The 19,002-nt window shown below is 70.7% G+C and carries 16 protein-coding genes; 10 read left to right on the top strand and 6 right to left on the bottom strand.

What is annotated here, in order from left to right; translation table 11 throughout:
* Nucleotides 1-8: 8 nt before the first annotated feature.
* The 3 genes from ACRAKI_RS19640 (at nucleotide 9) to ACRAKI_RS19630 (ending at nucleotide 3,831) form a co-directional block, all read left to right on the top strand.
* The gene (locus tag ACRAKI_RS19640) at nucleotides 9-1,082 is read left to right on the top strand and encodes a LacI family DNA-binding transcriptional regulator (RefSeq protein ID WP_447001958.1); all 1,074 of its coding nucleotides are present in this window, start codon (nucleotides 9-11) and stop codon (nucleotides 1,080-1,082) included.
* A 372-nt stretch (nucleotides 1,083-1,454) separates the two neighbouring features.
* Nucleotides 1,455-1,853, top strand: coding sequence for an STAS domain-containing protein (locus ACRAKI_RS19635; RefSeq protein WP_447001957.1), 399 nt, complete (start codon nucleotides 1,455-1,457; stop codon nucleotides 1,851-1,853).
* A gap of 1,141 nt (nucleotides 1,854-2,994) precedes the next feature.
* Nucleotides 2,995-3,831, top strand: coding sequence for a type II toxin-antitoxin system PemK/MazF family toxin (locus ACRAKI_RS19630; protein WP_447001956.1), 837 nt, complete (start codon nucleotides 2,995-2,997; stop codon nucleotides 3,829-3,831).
* Nucleotides 3,832-4,157: 326 nt separating this feature from the next.
* Here ACRAKI_RS19630 and ACRAKI_RS19625 read toward each other — a convergent pair whose 3' ends face one another.
* The 5 genes from ACRAKI_RS19625 to ACRAKI_RS19605 form a co-directional block, all read right to left on the bottom strand.
* On the bottom strand, nucleotides 4,158-4,373 hold the full coding sequence (locus ACRAKI_RS19625; protein ID WP_447001955.1) for a hypothetical protein: 216 nt from the start codon (nucleotides 4,371-4,373) through the stop codon (nucleotides 4,158-4,160).
* A 68-nt stretch (nucleotides 4,374-4,441) separates the two neighbouring features.
* Entirely contained in the window at nucleotides 4,442-4,750 is a 309-nt protein-coding gene (locus ACRAKI_RS19620; RefSeq protein ID WP_447001954.1) for a response regulator transcription factor, read from the bottom strand.
* A 255-nt stretch (nucleotides 4,751-5,005) separates the two neighbouring features.
* Complete coding sequence (locus tag ACRAKI_RS19615) at nucleotides 5,006-5,707, bottom strand: TetR/AcrR family transcriptional regulator (protein ID WP_447001953.1); 702 nt, start codon at nucleotides 5,705-5,707, stop codon at nucleotides 5,006-5,008.
* 231 nt (nucleotides 5,708-5,938) lie between these two features.
* Nucleotides 5,939-6,373 carry a MerR family transcriptional regulator gene (locus ACRAKI_RS19610; protein ID WP_447001952.1) on the bottom strand — a complete coding sequence of 145 codons (435 nt, stop codon included), beginning with the start codon at nucleotides 6,371-6,373 and terminating at the stop codon, nucleotides 5,939-5,941.
* Nucleotides 6,373-6,750, bottom strand: coding sequence for a hypothetical protein (locus tag ACRAKI_RS19605; protein WP_447001951.1), 378 nt, complete (start codon nucleotides 6,748-6,750; stop codon nucleotides 6,373-6,375). The genes ACRAKI_RS19610 and ACRAKI_RS19605 overlap by 1 nt, the downstream gene beginning before the upstream one ends.
* Before the next feature lie 670 nt (nucleotides 6,751-7,420).
* On the opposite strand from ACRAKI_RS19605, the gene ACRAKI_RS19600 reads away from it, so the two are divergent.
* Nucleotides 7,421-7,891 (top strand): STAS domain-containing protein, encoded by a 471-nt coding sequence (locus tag ACRAKI_RS19600; RefSeq protein ID WP_447001950.1) that lies wholly within the window; start codon nucleotides 7,421-7,423, stop codon nucleotides 7,889-7,891.
* Between the two features lie 156 nt (nucleotides 7,892-8,047).
* Here ACRAKI_RS19600 and ACRAKI_RS19595 read toward each other — a convergent pair whose 3' ends face one another.
* Nucleotides 8,048-9,058 carry a LacI family DNA-binding transcriptional regulator gene (locus ACRAKI_RS19595; protein WP_447001949.1) on the bottom strand — a complete coding sequence of 337 codons (1,011 nt, stop codon included), beginning with the start codon at nucleotides 9,056-9,058 and terminating at the stop codon, nucleotides 8,048-8,050.
* A 187-nt stretch (nucleotides 9,059-9,245) separates the two neighbouring features.
* Here ACRAKI_RS19595 and ACRAKI_RS19590 point away from each other — a divergent pair, with 187 nt between their 5' ends.
* The 6 genes from ACRAKI_RS19590 to ACRAKI_RS19565 all read left to right on the top strand — a co-directional run bounded on the left by ACRAKI_RS19590 (nucleotide 9,246) and on the right by ACRAKI_RS19565 (nucleotide 18,935).
* Entirely contained in the window at nucleotides 9,246-10,457 is a 1,212-nt protein-coding gene (locus tag ACRAKI_RS19590; RefSeq protein ID WP_447001948.1) for a sugar ABC transporter substrate-binding protein, read from the top strand.
* A 4-nt stretch (nucleotides 10,458-10,461) separates the two neighbouring features.
* On the top strand, nucleotides 10,462-11,343 hold the full coding sequence (locus ACRAKI_RS19585; protein ID WP_447001947.1) for a carbohydrate ABC transporter permease: 882 nt from the start codon (nucleotides 10,462-10,464) through the stop codon (nucleotides 11,341-11,343).
* A 47-nt stretch (nucleotides 11,344-11,390) separates the two neighbouring features.
* Nucleotides 11,391-12,152 carry a carbohydrate ABC transporter permease gene (locus ACRAKI_RS19580; protein ID WP_447008460.1) on the top strand — a complete coding sequence of 254 codons (762 nt, stop codon included), beginning with the start codon at nucleotides 11,391-11,393 and terminating at the stop codon, nucleotides 12,150-12,152.
* 11 nt (nucleotides 12,153-12,163) lie between these two features.
* The gene (locus ACRAKI_RS19575; RefSeq protein WP_447001946.1) at nucleotides 12,164-13,906 is read left to right on the top strand and encodes an amylo-alpha-1,6-glucosidase; all 1,743 of its coding nucleotides are present in this window, start codon (nucleotides 12,164-12,166) and stop codon (nucleotides 13,904-13,906) included.
* Nucleotides 13,907-14,003: 97 nt separating this feature from the next.
* On the top strand, nucleotides 14,004-15,836 hold the full coding sequence (locus ACRAKI_RS19570; RefSeq protein WP_447001945.1) for an RICIN domain-containing protein: 1,833 nt from the start codon (nucleotides 14,004-14,006) through the stop codon (nucleotides 15,834-15,836).
* A 768-nt stretch (nucleotides 15,837-16,604) separates the two neighbouring features.
* Nucleotides 16,605-18,935: a chitobiase/beta-hexosaminidase C-terminal domain-containing protein gene (locus ACRAKI_RS19565; RefSeq protein WP_447001944.1), complete on the top strand. Its 2,331-nt coding sequence runs from the start codon at nucleotides 16,605-16,607 to the stop codon at nucleotides 18,933-18,935.
* The last annotated feature ends 67 nt before the right edge of the window (nucleotides 18,936-19,002 follow it).

The raw sequence follows: 19,002 nt of genomic DNA, 5'->3' as shown, positions 1-19,002 counted from the left end.
AGGTCCCGGTGAACCGGCAACGGGTCACGCTGGCCGACGTGGCCAAGACGGCCGGCGTCTCGATCACGACCGCGTCACTCGTGCTGTCCGGGCGGGGTCGCGACCTGAGGATCTCCACAGACGCCGAACTGCGCGTGCGGAAGGCCGCGAAGGCGGTGGGCTACCGGCGCAAGGTCCTGTCCGTCGGACCGCGCACCGGCGGCACTCATACGGTCGGGTTCATCTCCGACACGTTGTCCACGTCCGGTCCGGTCGCGGACATGGTCCGGGGCGCTCTCGCCGCGGCCCGTGAACTCGGCGTCCTGCTGTTCGTCGGGGAGACGGACGGCGACGTCGAGTCCGAGCGCGGCCTCATCGAGGCCATGCTCGACCGCCAGGTCGACGGGATCGTGTACGCGGCGATGCAGACCAGGCTCGTCTCCGTGCCCGACCGGATCGAGACCGGCCGCGCCGTGCTGCTCAACGCCCTGCCCGACCGGCCGTCCTCGTTGTCCGTCGTCGTGCCCGACGAGGTCGAGGCGGGCCGGACCGCGGCACGCGCGCTGCTGGACGCCGGGCACCGCGACGGCATCCACCTGGTCGGCGCGGGCGTCGGCCCGGACGACGTGCCACCCGGCTCGGTCACGGCCGCCCAGCGCCTCGTCGGCATCCGCGAGGTGCTCGGTGCGGCGGGCGTGGAGATCGCCGGCGCGCGGGTGTGCCGCTGGTGGCTGCCGGAGTACGGCTTCGCCGCCACCAGAGACCTGCTGAAACGCGCACGGCCTCGCGCCCTGATCTGCTTCGACGACCGGATCGCGTTCGGTGCGTACCAAGCCCTGGCGGATGCCCGTCTCACCGTGCCGATCGACGTTTCCGTCGTCTCCTTCGACGACCACCCCTTCGCCGGCTGGATGCGTCCGAAGCTGACCACCATCGCTCTCCCGCGCTACGAGCTGGGCGCGAAAGCCGTCGAAGTCCTCCTCACCGAACGCCGCTCGCACACCCCCACCGTCCACCGCGTCCCCATGCCGCGACGCGACCGCTCGTCCATCGCGCCACCCCGTCCGCCGTGTACCCCGGTTGCGGATCCATGCGAACGCTGACCTCTGGTTGGAACGAGCCGGTGACCGCCGACGCCGGAGTCGTTCCGGAGCGCCTCCGGGCGACGCACGCCGCGCCTCCAGACCGTCCACAGTGGAGCGGCCGGCTTCGGCGTCGACGGCGTCGACCGCCAGCACCACTGCCGTCGACCCGAGTCGGTGGGATGTCCCACCGACCAACGTTCACTCCTGGGGTGTTCTGCTCGCCGTCCTGCGAGCCGGATGACGTGCGGCGGGCTCACTGGTCCGTCGTCCCGGTGCCGTGAACCGGTTGGGCCAACCGGGCGCTCGTGCGCGACCGCGTGCCATCACGGCCGATCAGAGCGATATCCTGCCCAGTGCGGAATCGCCGGTGTCCTGCGGGAGGCGCGTGTCATGGACAGTCGGGTGGACTTGGGCGCGGTGATCAGGGTCGAGACGACCTCGCGCCACGGTGTGGTGGTCGTCACCGTGCACGGTGACGTCGACATGGACACCTGCGATGAGCTGCGGAGGTGGGTGGTCGACGGGCTGGACCGCCGGCCCGGGGCGCTGGTGCTCGACCTGAGCGGCGTGGTGGTCTTCGGCTCGATCGGCCTGTCGCTGCTGATCGAAGCCCGACACCGCGCCCAGCGGTGCGGCGCGGGCTTCGCCGTGGTGACCGATCAACGCGTCGTGCTGGCGCCACTGACCGAAACCGGCGTCATCGACCTGCTGGAAGTCCGCGCCACCGTGCCCGAGGCCGCGCAGATCGCCTTGGCCGCGAGGACGTCGTCAGGAGTCGCACCGGGGTGAGGGCACGCGCACCCGTGCGACCAGGGGCCGGTCGGGGTGGAACAGCGGCACGTCGACCTGCTCCACGTTGTCCGATGTGGACACAGATGGTGGCTCACATCGGGAAGCGTTGCGGCATGCGACAGTCGCACCACGCGCCACCGCCACGACCAGCACGACCGCCATCCCCACGGCAGGCCACCGCCACCACCGACGTGTGCCGGTCACGACCACGAGCGCGGTGGCGGTGCAGAGGCCGCAGGACGCCGCCACGTGACCGGAGGGGAGGGCGGGAGGTGGGAGTGAGCTGCGCGACGTCGGGGCGGAGCCGGTCGACAGCCGACGACGACGCCAGGAACAGGGTGATCTCGCCGGCCAGGACGACGCCGACGAACAGCACCGGTCGCCGATCGCGGGTGGGGGCGAGCGCGAGCGGCGCGACCGCCAGGACGGCGGCAGGACCCAGTGTGGTCGCCGAACTGCCCGGCCACCCCGGCGATGGTGTTCAGCAGCGGTGAGCGCTGGTCGATCACCCAGTGCGTCAGCGCTTGGTCCCACGCCAGTGCCGGACCGCCGTCCGCCCCACGCTGACGAGCTGTCCGGTCCCGTAGAGCAGGCCGAGGAGCATGACCCAGGCGGTCAGCAGTTCGGTGACACCTCGCCAGGGGTGCGACAACGTGCGCGGGTGCGGGTGTTGATCCGGTTCCAGGGCTCACGAACGCGCCCAGTTCGGTGACCACCGCGTTAGACCGCTGACAGCGGTTGGCGCCGGATCGGCAGCCAGGCCGTGCCCACGGTCAGCAGCCACACCAGCATGGGCGTTCCACCCAGGGTGGTCACCGCTCCAACGCGTTGACGACGACTCCGTTGTCGGTGACCAGGCTGTTGAGCGGTCGGCCACCGCGCGGTCCAGTTGGCTCAGCGGTGGCCGGTGCGGGCTGGGCCGCTGCGCTGTTCAGGTCACGCAACACTTCGGCACGACGGGTTCCCGCCGGGTGCGGGGAGTCCACCAGCATGATCACTGCGGAGCGGGCCGTGACGCGGGACGGACCTCGCCTGCGGCACGCGGCGCGCAGACCGGAGCGGTAACGCGCCTCCCGGGCGGAGCGACACGACGGCGTACGGCTTGCCGCGAGGGCGGTTGCCGCGAGAGGAGCACGTGGTGCGGTTGATCGGGAAGTTCGTCGCCCAGTGGCTCGCCGCCGGGTACCTGTCGTTGCCCGCGGTGTACCTGTGGCTGTCGCAGAACGACCCCGGACGAGTGGCGGGCAACCACTTCCTGCTGGTCAACGCGTGTGCTGCGCCGGTGGCAGCGGTGTGGGTCGTGCTGCGGCACCGGCGGGTCCGACTGCGGCTCCGGTGGGCCGCCGCGCGGGTGGTCGTGCTGTTGGCGCTGTCGGGCGCGGTGACGTGGTTCGCGGTGGACCCCATGCACGTCGGCGTCCGCGAGGTGGATCCGTTCCGGATCGCGGTGGTGGTGGTGTTCCTGTGGGCGTGGATCATCGGCTCGCGGCTGCTGGATCGGGCACTGGGCGCGCCCGCCCCGGCGCGGCGCGGCGGCGGGGTGGTCTGGCAGGGCGAACCCGCCCGGCCGGCGCGCGGCGAAATCTGGTCTGCGCTGGTGCCGTTCGAGGAGGGGTCTTGTGACGAGGGCGGGCAACGGGCCAAGGACCGGCCGTGCGTGGTGGTCAGCACGTTCGGCCGGCACGCGTACGTCCTCAAGGTCACCAGCGTGGACCAGGGCGACCGGCCCGGCTACCTGGCGCTGTCCGCCGGTTGGCACCCGTGGTCGGAGAAAGCGAGCTGGATCAAGCTTGAACCGCTGATCAAGGTGTCGTACCTCGACTTCCGGCAGAACGTCTGCGACGCGCCCGCCCGAGCGTGGGCCGCGATCGAGGAGCGGTACCCGCCGAACGCCACGCCGCAGCGGCACAGTCCGACCGTGAAGCGGCGCGCGGCATCGCGGCCTTCCAAGGCCCGGCCGGGTGCCCGGCCCTGATCCGGCCCGGCCACCCCTACGTCCGCGATTCGGTCGCCGATGACGAGGCCGAACTGGCCGCAACCAGCAGTGCGACAACTCCGGCGGAGCGGCACGCAGTACGTGCTGCGGAACCTGTGCAGCGGCCTGATCGCAACTCGGGTGGACCGCTTCACCGCGGCCCGTGCGGCGCAGGCGACTTTCGACGCCGCGGTGAAGCAGTGCTGGTCGGCGCCGTCCATGATGATCTCCATCCGGTGGCGGCCACCGGGTCCGGCGGCGGGTGTGCGTGTTCAGGCGCGCTGCCGTTCTTCCTGCCCCGGCATGAACTGGTCGATGCTCTCAGGTCACGGAGCACAGTCGGCCGGCGTCACCACGCCGTTGGTGATCTCGGCGGGTCCTGACGGCGTGTCCCCGCCCGTGCACCGGTCTTCATGCTCGGCCAACGCGCCGAGGTCGTTCTCGCGACGACCGCAGCGGTAGCAGGAGTGCGCCAAGCGGCTCAGGAACTGGGCGCGTTCCTCGTTCGGCTGCTGGTGTTGCCAAGGCTTGAGGTCCGTCATCACGAGTCTCTCGGGCGGTGCTTTTCAGGTTCAGGCGGATCGCGTCCGCGCACGGCGAGGAACGCGCATCAGGCAGTGGTCGGGATTCGTGACAGCAGACCCTTGCGGTAGGCGAGTGGGACCGCGTGCGCGCGGCCGTTGGGCCCGAGTCGGCGCAGGACGGCTTCCACGTGGGTGCGGACCGTCTCGGGCGACAGCACGAGCGCCTCGGCGATGGCCGCCGACGTCATGCCCGCGGGGACCATCTCCAGCACTTCCCTCTGTCGCGGGGACAGGTGGCCGTGGTGACGGTCCGCGACGGTCACGGCCGCCGCCCTGGCATCGGAGGGGTGCCGGGCCCGGACCGGGTGATCCGCCGGAGCGGTCAACTCGGTCACGGGGACTCCTTCCGCCGCAGTGGCCGGCGCTCTCGCGCCGATGTCGTCGACAGGCGACCGCAGCGTCGCGGACAGTGATGTAGCAGGTACGGCAACGTATCAGCTACCTGGTGGCGTCGGATACTGACAGCTCTGAGACGTGGCGCAGCGTGTGCAGGGGTCCGGGGCGGGACGAAGTGCCGTGTCCTCGAACGATGCGGTCCCGCGGGCGGTGTCGCGGACTCCACGCCTCTCGGATGACATCACCCGATGGGATTACGCCAGGTCGCCGGGCAGTCCGGGCAGCGGGACATCGGGGTCGAGTTCGATCCCGGCGTCGGTCAGCACGTCGTCGATCAGCGCCCAGGTGGCGGACGTCAGCCGCTGCACGAGCTGGTCCCGGTCCAGCTCGCCGGGCACCGCCAACCACCGCACCGTCGCGGACTCCACCATCCCGGCCACCCCGAACGCCAAGGTGTCCACGGGCCGCTGGTCCGCTCCGAGCAGTTCCGTGTACGCGGTCAGGAGCTCGCGGACCCGCTCCGCGACCTGGACCCGCAGGTCGGCCGCCTGCCCACGACGACCGGGCGCGAGCCCGACCGCGCGGGCGACCATGTAGTCGTACAGCGCGAGGTTGTCGGCCATCCACGACACGAAGGTGCCCACGATCCGGGTGATGATCTGCCGGGCACTGCCGCTCGGACGGGCCAACTCCGGCGTGATCGCCGCCGCGAACACCTCCGCCACGCGGTGCGCGACAGCCTCGTGCAGGTCGTCGGCGTCGGCGAAGTGCCGGTACAACTGCGGGCGGGAAACCCCCGCGCGGTCCGCGATCTGCTCGGTGGACGCCCACGGACCGTGCTCGGCGAGGGCGGACAGGGCAACGGCCACTATCTCCGCGCGCCGCTTCTCCCGATGACCGGCCCACCTGGCAGCCCTGCCGTCCACACCCGAGCCCTGCCGGCTGCCGTCCTCCACCCCGGCAGCCTATCGACACCTACCGACGACACCCGACGGTCGGCCGACGCGGGCCGACAGCCAGTCCTATGGAGACATTGGTGGGCAGTGCCGCGCCCACGCCGGTCAGGACTCCGGCGCCGATGAGCGGGGGAGCCGCGCAGCATGCTGCGGCGGCGAGCGCCGCGCTGATGCGGCTGCTGCGCGGCGGACCTGACCCGACCGTAGGCGGGGCGTGTCCACCGGTGCTCGTCATCGGGATCCTCCGGGGTGCCCGGCCGGCTCGACGAACGGCAACGGGCAGCATGGGCTGGCGGCGCACTCGACGAGGTCATCGCACCCCGCGTCCAGCGCGGTCCGCAACGCCGTCTGGATCGTCCGCAGGTCCGCGATGCGCGCTTCCACCTCGTCGAGCTTCGCCCGGGCCCGCACCTGCAACCCGGTATCCGCCGTGCCATGGCGGTGTCGACCGGCTTCGAGCAGGTCGGCGACCTCGTCCAGGGTGAAGCCGAGCCGCTGGGCTGCCTTGATCACCCGGAGGGTCACGACGGCCTCCGGCGGGTAGAGCCGGTGTCCGCCCAGGCTGCGCGCTGGTTCGGCGAGCAGACCGCGCCGCTCGTAGTAGCGGAGGGTTTGGATGTTCACCCCGGCCGCCTCGGCGACCTGGCCCGTGCGCAAGCCGTTCATCACGCCGGCCCTCCGCGGGGTGGGGCCGACACGGCCGCCTGTGCGCGCTCGGCCAAGCCGTCCAGCACGTCGAAGTGCGCCTTGGGCACCTCGACGTCCACGTACAGCGCACCGCCGTCGCCGGTACGGGAGAAGGTGAAGACGAAGAACGAGCAGCACCGGGTTTCCCGGTCGGCCAGCTCCCGTGCGGCGACCTCCACCTCGGGTGCGCCGTCCAGCGTCAGCCGCAGCCGCGTTGGTTCGGCGCGGTGCACCGCGCCCAGCGCAGTGGTGAACAAGGTGTCGAACTCGGCCACCCGCAGCGGCTGCTGCGCGGTCGGCAGCGTGCACGCCTGCGGGACCCAAGCCTGGCCCTGGCCGGCCTCTGTTGTTGCCATGTCTCCACGGTAAACCTGTACCCGAGTACCGGATGCAAGCGTTGAGCTGCGGAGACGCCCGGGATCGGGCCAGGCGGGTCGGGCTGCGCCGGTGCTCAGGAGTTCCACGCGCCGGTCATCTCGACGTAGCTCTCGCCACGGCCCGCTCAGCCCAGGCGCCCTGATGGCGAGGTTGCCCTCGCTCCACCGGTGGTCCTCCGGCTCGATCATCGCGTCGTAGTCCTTGTGCGCGATCCCGACAACGTCGACCCGCCCCGGGGTCGCGGCCAAGCGCTGTGCGGGCTCGTTCGCTCGCGTGATGGCCGAATGGGCGGTGTGGGATGCGGCCACCCGGTCCGTGCCGTTCCCCTGTGGTCCCGGCCGGCGGGCACCGCCCGGGGCCGGGCGATGTGTCGAGCGGGCGAGAGGTGGGTAGTCGGGCCGGGCGAGGTTCGAAGGGAAGGGGTGACTGTCGCCCTCCGGCGCTCGACCCCGGTGGGTGGGCGTGAGCGTGCCATCGGTGATCGGCCGGCTGGTCCGCGGAGTCCGGCCGCGGTGATGGCCGAGCCGGTGAGGGTGAGGCGGCACCGGGACGGCGGTCACCGGTTGCCGCCATCGGGCCAGGGCGTCGTCGGACCGGGGCGGTGTCGTACCGGGTGCCGGCTGTGCTCGCGGTGAACGAGGGAGTGTTGTGGACAGGGATGTGGATCGGTCGGAGGTGACGGTCAAGGTCACCAGGCGCCGAGGGGTGGTCTTCGCGGAGGTGGACGGCGAGATCGACACCGACACCTACCGGCTGGTGCGTCAGGAGCTGTTCGCCTGCCTGGACGGCGGTTGTGCGGCCTTGGTGGTGGACCTGACCGGTGTGGGGTTCCTCGGGTCGATGGGCATCGCGGTGCTCGTCGAGGTCCGTGAGCGGGCGGAACAGCTGGAGGTGGCGTTCGCCGTCGCGGCCGGGCAGCGCACGGTGGTGCAGCCGATGCGGATGAGTGAGGTCGACGCGCTGCTGGGGTTGCGATCCACCGTGGCGGAGGCCGTGGCGGAGGTGCGGGGCGGCCCTCAGCGGCACAGCGGCATCGACCACGACCGGCCCGCGAGCCACGCGCCGGTGGACGGTGGGGAAGGGCGCGTCGACACCGGTTTCTCGTGGTGGTCGTCGTGACGCCCCGGTGCCGTGCCGGGAGGTCGACCATGGTCAACCCGACATCCCGAGGTCGCGGAACACCGGTCGAACCGGTTCGATCAGTCCCGGTACCACGGGCACTGGAACTCGACGCGCGATGACCGACCTCAGTGCCGATCCGGTCGGACCCACGGGCTACCGGTGGCGGGCCCCGGTGCTCGACCGCAGCGAGATGACCGGCTGCAGGAGCGCGTTGCGGGGCGGAGCGTCGGGGTCGGCGATCCGTTCCACCAGCAGGTCGACGGCGAGTCGGGCCATCTCCTCGGCGGGCACGTCGGCCGCGGTCAACGGGGGGTGGAAGTCCTCCGCCAGGCGGTTGGCGATGACGCCGGTGATCGAGAAGTCGCCCGGCACGTCGAGGCCCGCCCGGCGCAGCGCTCGTTGGAGGCCGGGCAGCGCCGCTTCGTTGATCGTCACCGCCGCCGTCACCTCCGGCCACCGGCCGCGGATCTCCTCGAAGCACGCCAGGCCCGCCGCCGGTTCGTCGGCGCAGCACACCGTGTGCGCGGTCAGCCCGCGCTGCTCGGCCGCGGTGAGGAACCCGGTGGAGGAGCGCAGGGCGGGCCCGTAGCCGGCGGCGACGAGCTCGTCGGACCGGTTGATCAGCACGACGTTCCGGTGGCCGAGGTCGGCGAGGTGGTGCACGCAGCGGGTGATCAGTTCCGCGTAGTCGACGTCGACCCACGACGACGCGCCGGGGCGCTCGACGTGCCCGATGGTCACGAACGGCAGCGCTTCCTGCTCCAGGCGGGCCACGCGCGGGTCGTCGAGGAGGATCTCCATCAGGATCACGCCGTCCACCCGGCGGCCGGTGACGACGCGCTCGAACGACCGGTCGTGGTCGCCGCCGCTGGGGGACAGCAGCACGTCGAGGTCGTGCGTGGCCGCCGCCTCCACGACGCTCGCCACGAAGCCCAGCTGCACGTCGGTCAGCCGCCTGCTCGCGGGCGGTATCACCAGGCTCAACGTGCGGGTGCGCCCCTCGGCCAGCGCCCGCGCGCTGGCGTTGGGCCGGTAGCCCAGCTCGGCGATCACGTTGTTGATGCGCTGTGCGGTCGCCGCCGACACCGGCCGCTTCCCGCTGAGCGCGTAGGACACCGTGCTGCGGGACACGCCGGCGCGCTTGGCGATCTCACCGATGTTCATGTGCTCTCCGTCCAACCGGTTCGACGAATCCTGATGGTATCGGAAGCCAGGTCTTGCGCCGGTTGACCCCTGCGGATACGTTGTCGAAACATTGCGTGGTCGAACCGGTTCGATGGAGGTTCGACAGTCGTCGGCGCAGCCGCCTGGAAGGACCTCCGCTATGAAGCGCTCCCCGTTCAGTCGACGCGTGACCACCGCCCTGGTCGCGGCGGGACTGTCCCTGACCGCGTGTTCCTCCGCCGGGGACACCGGTGGTGATACCGCCGGCCCGTTCGCGGTGTGGGACCCGTACCCGCAGTTCGACGGGTCGTCGGAGTGGGCGAAGGTGATCGAGGAGTGCGGGGTGGAGGCCGGTGTGGAGGTCGAGCGCCAGGCGTACGACACCTCCGACCTGACCAACAAGGTGCTGCTCGCCGCACAGCAGGGCACCGCGCCGAACGTGCTGGTCGTGGACAACCCCGTGGTCTCCACGCTCGCGGAGGGCGGGGTGCTGAAGGCCAACGAGGACACCGGCCTGGACGCGTCGCCGGCCTCGCCCAACCTGGTGGCCGCCGGTGAGGCCGGTGGCAAGACGTACGGGGTGCCGATCGGCGCGAACACCCTGGCGCTCTACTACAACAAAGCGGTGCTGGCGCAGGCCGGCGTCGACCCGGCGTCGCTCACGGACTGGGCGTCGCTGGACGCGGCCCTGGCCAAGGTCGCGGGTGCGGGCAAGAAGGGCATCACGTTCTCCGCCATCGGCACCGAGGAGGGTTCGTTCCAGTTCCTGCCGTGGTTCTGGGGCGCGGGTGCGGAGCTGACGGACCTCTCCTCGGCTCAGGCCGTGGCGGCGGTGGAGCTGTGGAAGTCCTGGCTGGACAAGGGGTACGCGCCGAACTCGGTCGTGGGCAACACCCAGACCACCAGCTGGCAGGAGTTCGCCACCGGCGAGTACGCGTTCGCCGAGAACGGCACGTGGCAGCTGGGCAACGCCGCGGAGCTGGGCTTCGAGCACGGCGTCATGCCGATCCCGTCCCGTGACGGCGGCGTGGCGCCCGCGCCGACCGGCGGCGAGTTCGTCACCGTGCCCGTGCAGGGCTCCGCAGGCCGCGAGGCGACCGCCGCGGCGATCGCCAACTGCCTGACCAGCGCGGACACCGTGCTCGCCACCGACACGGCGCTGACCTACGTCTCCGCCATCGGATCGGTGCAGGAGCAGCAGGTCGCGGCCAAGCCGGAACTCGCGGTTTGGGTCGATGCCGTGCGGGCCGCCAGGGGGCGTACCAGCGACGGCCTCGGCACCCGCTACCCCCGGATCTCACAGCCTTTGTGGACCGCGGTGCAGGCGGTGCTGACCGGGTCGAAGCCGGCGGCGGACGCCCTCGAGGACGCCCAGAGCGCTGCGGCGTCGGCGAAGTAGCGCCGTGGTCCGCCGCAACCTCGTCGGCTGGGCGTTCCTCGTCCCGCTCGTCGCCTACCTGCTGCTGTGCTACGGCTATCCGCTGCTGACGACCGTCGACCTGAGCATTCGCGACTACACCGTCCGCACCTTCGTGCACGGCGGTGCGCAGGTCATCGGACTGGACAACTACGCGGCCGTGTTCGCCGACCCGGTCTTCCGCACCGCGATGGTCAACACGATCGTGTTCACGGTGGTGTCGCTGGTGTTCCAGTACACCATCGGGTTGGCGATGGCGGTGTTCTTCTCCCGCAACTTCCGGCTGTCGGCGACGCTGCGCGCGCTGTTCCTGGTGCCGTGGCTGCTGCCGCTGATCGTGTCGGCGTCCACGTGGGCGTGGATGTTCAACAGCGAGGCCGGTGTGGTGAACGCGGCCCTCGCGTGGTCCGGGCTCGACGGAGTGAACTGGTTGACCTCGCCGGACTGGTCGTTGGTGTCGGTGATCGTCGCCAACGTCTGGATCGGCATCCCGTTCAACCTCGTGGTGCTCTACAGCGGCTTGCAGAACATCCCCGCGGAGGTGCACGAGGCGTCCGCCCTGGACGGCGCGAGCTCCTGGCAGACGTTCCGGCACATCACCTTCCCGATGCTGCGGCCCGTCTCCACGGTCACGCTCCTGCTCGGCCTCGTCTACACGCTGAAGGTCTTCGACATCATCTGGATCATGACGCGCGGTGGCCCCGGCGGGTCGTCCACCACCCTGGCCACCTGGTCCTACGAGCTGGGGTTCGGCAGCATGCTGCCCCGCTTCGGACCCAGCTCGGCTGTCGGCAACGTGCTCATCCTGCTCGCCGTGGTCGCCGGCCTGGTGTACGTGCGGGTGCAACGCCACCAGGAGGCGTCGTGACCCGGTCGTGGTGGCGCACCGCGGTGGGCCTGCTGCTCACCGCCGTGATGCTGTTCCCGGTCTACTGGATGGTCAACGTCTCGCTCACGCCGCCGGGACGGATGCGCAAGTCGCCGCCGGACCTCTTCCCGGGCGACCCGACGTTCGACGGCTACGCGCGGGTGCTGGACGAGCAGCTGCCCTACTTCGGCACCAGCCTGGTGGTCGCGCTGGGAACCGTGGCGCTGACGCTGGTGCTGGCCGCGCCCGCGGCGTACTCGCTGGCGAAGCTGCGCCCGCGAGGTCGGGGGCCGCTGACGTTCGTGCTGCTGGTCGCGCAGATGATCCCCGGGATCATCATGGCGCTGGGGCTGTACGGCATCTACGTCAAGCTCGGCATCACGAACACCGTGTGGGGCCTGATCTTCGCCGACTCGACGATCGCCGTGCCGTTCGCCGTGCTGATCCTGACCTCGTTCATGGCCGCGGTGCCCGACGAGATCGTGCAGGCGGCGCGCATCGACGGTGCGGGCGCGTTCCGCACGTTCTGGTCCGTGGTGCTGCCCGCCAGCCGCAACGGGCTGGTCACCGCCGGGCTGTTCGCGTTCCTGTGGGCGTGGTCGGACTTTGTGTTCGCCGCGACGCTCGACAGCGGGGGCTCCATGCAGCCGCTGACGCTCGGCATCTACCGCTACATCGGCAACAACAACCAGGAGTGGAACGCGATCATGGCCACCGCCGTGGTCGCCTCCGTGCCCGCCACCGTGCTGCTCGTGCTGGCCCAGCGCTTCGTCGCCGCGGGCATCACGTCGGGCGCGGTCAAGGACTGAAAGGGACCTTTGTGGACGACTTCTCGGTGCGGGAGATCCCGTTCAGCTGTTCGGGGGCGTGGTTCGGCGTCTCCGCGGTCGTGGGGCTCGCCGAGTACGCCGAGGACCTGCACCTCGTGTCCCACCGCAACGGCATGCACGCGGTGCTGTCCCTGGTGCCGGTGCTCGCCGGGGCAAGGGTCTCCGCCGAGGTGAACGCGAGCCCCGTGCTGCTCACCTGGAGCGCCGGCCGGGCGAGGGTCGCGGCGGCGTTCGAGTCACCCTCGGCGCTCCGGATCTCGGGCAACGGCCTCGGCCTGCGCATCGCCGCGGCGGACGAGACCCTGACCCCGTTCACCGGAACGCACTTCTTCCGCGACCCCGTCACCTCGTCGTACGTCTTCACCTCCTACGAGACAGGGCACCGCTACCGGGTGACCGTGCTGACGGGACACGAGGACTCAGCGGGTGACTGCGCGCTCGGCACGGCGGAACGGGCGGTCGTCGTCGGCGGGGACGGCGGGGAGTGGGAACTCGTGGTGGAGGAGATGACGACCGCGCGCGGGCGGTTCTCCACCACCACGACGTTCTCCGAGGTGGTGGCCACCTCGCGGCGCTCCTTCGACCGGTTCGTGGACGAGGTCGCGCCCTGGCGCTCCGACCGCACCCCGGCCGCCGAGATGGCGTGCTACGTGCTGTGGTCGGCCACGGTCGGCCCGGCCGGTTTCGTGCGCCGGCCGGCGGTGCTGATGTCGAAGAACTGGATGGACAAGGTCTGGAGCTGGGACCACTGCTTCAACGCCCTCGCGCTCGCGCCAGGCGCGCCCGGACTGGCGTGGGACCAGCTCCAGGTGGTGTTCGACCACCAGACCGCCGAAGGCGCGCTGCCGGACTCGATCACGCACGCGGAGGTCCTGCACAACTTCGTCAAGCCACCCATCCACGGCTGGGCGGTGGCCAAGCTGCGGTCGAAGCTGCCCGGCGGCATCCCGGCCGCCGAACTGCCGCTGCTGTACCGGCAACTGGAGGCGTGGACGACGTTCTGGCTCGACCACCGCCGCGCGCCGGGTGAGCCGTTCCCGCACTACGAGCACGGCAACGACAGCGGCTGGGACAACTCCACCGTCTTCGATGAGCAGCGGCTCGTGCAGTCCGCGGACCTCGCGGCCTTCCTCGTGGTGCAGTTGCGGGAACTGGCCCGGCTGGCCTGGGAGATCGATGACCCGGCCGCCGCGGTGCGGTGGGAGCTGGAAGCCGGAACCATGCTGGACGCAATGCTGACGACGCTGTGGAACGGGACGGCGTTCACCGGCCGTGCCCTCGACGGCACGACACGCACCACCGCCAGTCTGCTCGACCTCATGCCAGTCGTCCTGGGCGCCGACCTGCCCCCGGACGTGCACGCGAAGCTCGCCGAGGGCGTCACCCGGCACCTGACCGCCGTCGGCCCGGCCACCGAACGGCCCGACTCGCCCCACTACGAGGCCGATGGCTACTGGCGAGGCCCCGTGTGGGCGCCGTCGACCGTGCTCATCGAGGACGGCCTCCGCCAGGGCGGCGCGGTCGAACTCGCCGACCAGGTCAGCGCCCGTTTCCGGGCGGTGTGCGAGAAGAGCGGCTTCGCCGAGAACTTCGACGCGCTCACCGGGGAAGGCCTGCGCGATCGTGCCTACACCTGGACCGCGAGCGCGTACCTGCTCCTCGCCGCGGAGGCCGAGGCCCGACTGGCCGAAGCGGCCGTCACCCCGGAACACCCCACCACGTCGGCGAAGTAGCCGAGCCGGTTCGACCGAAGCCCATCCCGGGACGCCGGTGTCCAACGCCGAGTCCCCGACCCCCGCACGCCCATCACTTCCGACGAAGGAGTCACGCATGACCCTCACACCCGCACGACGGCGAGGCCGTGGTCTCGTCGCGGCCATCGCCGTCGTCGCATCCGCGATATCGGCCGTGGTAGCGCCCGCACCGGTCGCTCTGGCCGGGGACGAGTCGATCTCCGTCAACTTCGCCGTCGCCGGCGGTTCCCCGACCTACCGGGCGTCCGGGTGGATCTACGGCATGACCGAGGACGCGGCCGGTCCCGCGGACCACTTCTACCGCGACCTGAAGTTCCGGTCCATGCGTGCCGGTGGCGCCCAGCTCGACGCCCCCGGCGGCTGGGTGGCGGGCGAGTACGACCGCCGGTGGAACGCCACCCGCGCCCAACTCCTGCGCACCCGTTCGCTGGGCGGCGAGTTCGTCCTGCTGCCCCACGACCTGTGGGGAGCGGACAGTTACCCGATCTCCCGCTTCCCCGGTGACAACGGCGACTGGACCGACTACGAGAACTTCCTCACCCGCGTGATCAACGACGTGCGGGCCACGGGCGTCCCGGTGCAGTGGGACCTGTGGAACGAGCCGAACCTGGGGCTGTTCTGGAACCGGTCGCAGGCGCAGTACTTCGAGCTGTGGCGGCGCACGTACCACCGCGTCCGGGCCGCGTTCCCGCAGCAGCTGATCGTCGGCCCGAGCTTCGCGGGCGTCCCGACGACCAACGGGGCGTGGTGGAACCAGTACCTCGACTTCATCCGCTCGTCCAACACGATCCCGGACATCATCAGCTGGCACTCCCTGCCCGGCGACCCGGTGGCCAACGTGGCGGCGGCGAACGCCACGCTCGACGCGCGGGGCATCCCGCACCCGCGCCCGTACCAGATCAACGAGTACGGAGCGCCCGACGAGCAGAACCCCGGTGACGGATCCTGGTACATCGCCCGCCTGGAACGCGCGGGTGCCGACGGTCTGCGCGCGCACTGGGGCAGCGCGGGGAACCTGCACAACGACCTGGCCAACCTCCTGACGCGCAACTCGGCGGGACAGCACCTGCCCAAGGGCGAGTGGTGGGTCTACCGCTACTACGGCTCGCAGACGGGGCAGATCGTCTCCGTGACGCCCAGCCAGGCCTACGACGCGTTCGCCACGAAGGCGAACGGCGGCGCGAAGATCCTGGTCGGCGGTGGCGGCACCACGGGCAACATCGGCGTCGGGCTCCAGCGACTCGACGCCACGAGCGGGATCGTGCAGAACAACCAGGTGCGCGTGGTCGTCCAGCGCATCCCGTACAACGGCGGCGGCGCGGTCCAGGGACCCGAGACCATCCGCAACTCCGTCGTGACGCTGTCCGGCAACGCCACGACGGTCGACCTGCCGCACACCGACGCCGACGACACCTTCACCATCACGCTGCTCCCGCCGTCGAGCAGGGGAGTCGCGTCCGTGGCCGTCGCCCAGCACTCGCAGCAGTGCCTGGACAACACGAACCTCAGCACCGCCGACGGCAACCCGCAGCAGCAGTTCTACTGCGAGGGCGGCGACCAGCAGCTGTGGGACTTCCGGCCCGTGGCCGGGGTCGCCGACACCTACACGGTCGTCAACCAGCAGACCGGCAAGTGCCTCGACGTCAACGGCGTGTCTGGAGCTGACGGCGCGGCGGTGCAGCAGTGGACCTGCCTCTCCGGCGCGCGGAACCAGCAGTTCACCCTGCGCAAGGTCACGTACTCGGGCAACGATCCGCACGACTACCAGCTCGTCGCCCGGCACAGCGGCAAGTGCGTCGACATCAGCCAGATCTCCACGGCGGCACACGCCCAGGTCCACCAGTGGACCTGCAACCCGGCCGGTCAGTCGATCCCGCGCAACCAGACCTGGCGGCTCTGGGGCTTCTGACCCCGTACCGGTGGGCTGATCTGCTGCCACCGGTGGTCACCGGAATGCGCTGGGCGACCGGACCTCCCGGTCGCCCAGCGCACTCGACGGTGGGTCGGAGGCTGGTGGTGCGAAGGAATTCATCCCCCATGTCAAGCGGTAATCGGTCATCGCTGGGTGCTCGCGGTGGACGGGTTGAGTTCGTGGGAGGTTGATCGGCTCCAGCTGAGCGCGCGCCACCCCGACTCGCCGGAGCCGGCACGCCGCGCGGAACAGGAAGCGCGTGGACCGCAGCGAGAACCCCGTGGTCCGCTTGCACACCGTTCTGACGCTGCTGGATCACCCTGGCCGAGCCGGTCGTGCACCTGTTCTTCGTGCCGTTGTGCGCGGGAAGCTCCCTATTGCCTTGGAAAGCCGGCGGGCCGGAATTCGCCGTCGCGGACGGCGCCATCACGATGCACGTGGCGCGCCTGGCGAGCAAGGTGCTACCCGACCGAGACCGCCGAGCGCTCCGGCATCTTCCGCATGCGAACGATGCGGGGTCGGCCTGGGTCACTGGGCGGCCCGGTTGCCGGTTCGAAAGCAGGCCACGTGCGTCCGGGCCGCCGGGCCGGTGGGCCGAATGCGAGGTTCGGCACGGCGAATGCCGGGTTGCGCCTGGGTTTCCGGATTCCGGCTTGTTTCTGCGGTGCACCTCTTCCCGGCAGGGGGCTGCCGTATTAGTCTCGAGCTGTGAGAGCGCTCTCACGCAGGTCATCGGCTGTTCCCCCTGCACGGAGGTGGCACCAAGTGATCCGGAGCCCTCACAATCCCTTACGTCGCCGGTCGCGCCGGCGCACCCGCCTGGCCGCGCTCGTCCTGGCCCTGTCCACGGCCCTGCTCACCGTGGTGGGCACCGCCGCGGCAGAGGCCGACTACACCCAGGGCGTCACGCAGCTCGACGCTTCCCAGGCACGGATCGACTTCAGGCCGACGACGGCCGCGCTCTACGTCGACGTGCACTACATCGCCTCCGGCGCGGGCCAGCAGAACTTCCGGATGACGAACAACGCCGGGACGTGGCAGCGGACGGTCGGCTCCCTGACGGCCGGCACGGTGCTGGACTACTGGTTCACCTACGAGAAGAGCGGCCCGCAGTACGACACGCCGCACTTCAGCTACACCCACGGCAGCGTCGGCTCCCGGGTCGCCACGCCGACGTTCAGCCCGGGGACGGGCACGTACTCGACGGCGCAGACGGTGACGATCTCCACGGCCACCTCGGGCGCCACCATCCGGTACACAGTGGACGGCTCCACTCCCACCGCGTCCTCCACGCCGTACAGCGGGCCGATCAGCGTGCCCACCACCAGGACCGTGAACGCGATCGCCCTGAAGTCGGGCCTGACGAACTCGACGGTGGCCAGTGCCAGTTACACGATCGGCACCTCGGCCGGGTGCCCCACCCAATCCGACGTCCCGGACTTCGGCCCCAACACCCGCATCTTCGACCCGAGCATGCCCATGGCGACCATCCAGGCGCAGCTCGACGCGGACTTCAACGCGCAGAAGGACACGATCACCGCGCAGATGGCCAACCGGCGGGTGGCGCACCTGTTCAAGCCGGGCAGCTACAGCGTGCACGACGACGTCGGCTACTACACCTCGGTCGCGGGCCTGGGCCGCAACCCCGGTGACGTGGTGATCAACGGTGACATCACGGTCGACGCGTTCAACGAGTCCGACCAGGGCGTGGCGCTGCAGAACTTCTGGCGGTCGGCGGAGAACATGGCCGTCAACCCGAGCAGCGGCTCCAACCGCTGGGCGGTGGCGCAGGCCGCCCCGTTCCGCCGGATGGACATCCGCGGCAACCTCCAGCTCTACCCGGCGAGTTACGGCTTCGCCAGCGGCGGCTACATCGCCGACAGCAAGGTCTCCGGCCAGACGTCGTCGGTCTCGCAGCAGCAGTGGTACACCAAGGACAGCAACCTGGGCAGCTGGGCCGGCGGCGTGTGGAACATGGTGTTCTCGGGCACGACCGGCGCCCCGCCGACCGCGTTCCCGAACCCGCCGCACACCAACCTGGCCACCACGCCGGTCTCCCGTGACGTGCCCTACCTCTACCTCGACGCCGCGGGCAAGTACCGGGTGTTCCAGCCCTCGCTGCGCACCAACGCGTCCGGCGCGAGCTGGGCTAACGGCAGCACCCCCGGCACGTCGCTGCCGATGAGCCAGTTCTACGTGGTGAAGGCGGGCGACACCGCGTCGTCCATCAATTCCGCGCTGGCCGCCGGCTGCAACCTCTTCTTCACCCCCGGCATCTACCACCTCAACCAGACGCTCAACGTGACGAAGGCGAACACCGTCGTCCTCGGCATCGGCTACCCGACCCTGATCCCGGACAACGGGGTCAACGCCATGCAGGTCGCCGACGTCGACGGCGTCCGGATCAAGGGCATCCTGTTCGACGCGGGCACCACCAACTCGGCGGCGCTGCTGACCGTCGGCCCGGCGGGCTCGAACGCCGGTCACGCGACCAACCCGACGACGCTGCAGGACGTGTTCTTCCGCATCGGCGGCGCGATCGCCGGCAAGGCGACCACGAGCCTGATCGTCAACAGCAACGACGTGGTCATCGACCACATCTGGGCCTGGCGCGCCGACCACGGCAACGCGGGCACGTGGGGGTGGACGGAGGCGACGGGCGACACGGGCCTCATCGTCAACGGCAACAACGTCCTGGCGACCGGCCTGTTCGTCGAGCACTACCAGAAGCACCAGGTGATCTGGAACGGCCAGGGCGGCAGGACGATCTTCTACCAGAACGAGATGCCCTACGACGTGCCGAACCAGGCGTCCTGGATGAGCGCGCCGGGCGTCAACGGGTACGCGGCGTACAAGGTGGGCAACAACGTCACCACGCACGAGGCGTGGGGGTTGGGCAGCTACTGCTTCTTCAACGTCAACCCCTCGGTGAGCTCGTACCACGCGTTCGAGGTGCCCAACACGCCCGGCGTGAAGTTCCACAACATGGCGACCGTCTCGCTCAACTACCAGGGCCTCATCAACCGCGTGATCAACGACGTGGGAGGGGTGACGCAGCCGGGCACCGTGCCCAGCAACCTGGTCAACTACCCGTGACCTGACGGGTGGTGCTCTTCGAACGCCGGTGGGACGAGCCGCTTCGGTTCGTCCCACCGGCGTTCCG

Source organism: Saccharothrix isguenensis (assembly GCF_052936305.1).
The sequence above is the reverse complement of the archived record's forward strand: the minus strand, read 5'-3'. Positions and strand labels throughout refer to the sequence as shown.

What these genes read in the sequence shown, in the direction of transcription:
- ACRAKI_RS19635 (WP_447001957.1), top strand. Translation starts at nt 1,455, where the DNA reads ATGGACAGTCGGGTGGACTTGGGCGCGGTGATCAGGGTCGAGACGACC.
- ACRAKI_RS19625 (WP_447001955.1), bottom strand. Translation starts at nt 4,373, where the DNA reads ATGACGGACCTCAAGCCTTGGCAACACCAGCAGCCGAACGAGGAACGC.
- ACRAKI_RS19610 (WP_447001952.1), bottom strand. Translation starts at nt 6,373, where the DNA reads ATGAACGGCTTGCGCACGGGCCAGGTCGCCGAGGCGGCCGGGGTGAAC.
- ACRAKI_RS19605 (WP_447001951.1), bottom strand. Translation starts at nt 6,750, where the DNA reads ATGGCAACAACAGAGGCCGGCCAGGGCCAGGCTTGGGTCCCGCAGGCG.
- ACRAKI_RS19595 (WP_447001949.1), bottom strand. Translation starts at nt 9,058, where the DNA reads ATGAACATCGGTGAGATCGCCAAGCGCGCCGGCGTGTCCCGCAGCACG.
- ACRAKI_RS19580 (WP_447008460.1), top strand. Translation starts at nt 11,391, where the DNA reads ATGCTGTTCCCGGTCTACTGGATGGTCAACGTCTCGCTCACGCCGCCG.
- ACRAKI_RS19570 (WP_447001945.1), top strand. Translation starts at nt 14,004, where the DNA reads ATGACCCTCACACCCGCACGACGGCGAGGCCGTGGTCTCGTCGCGGCC.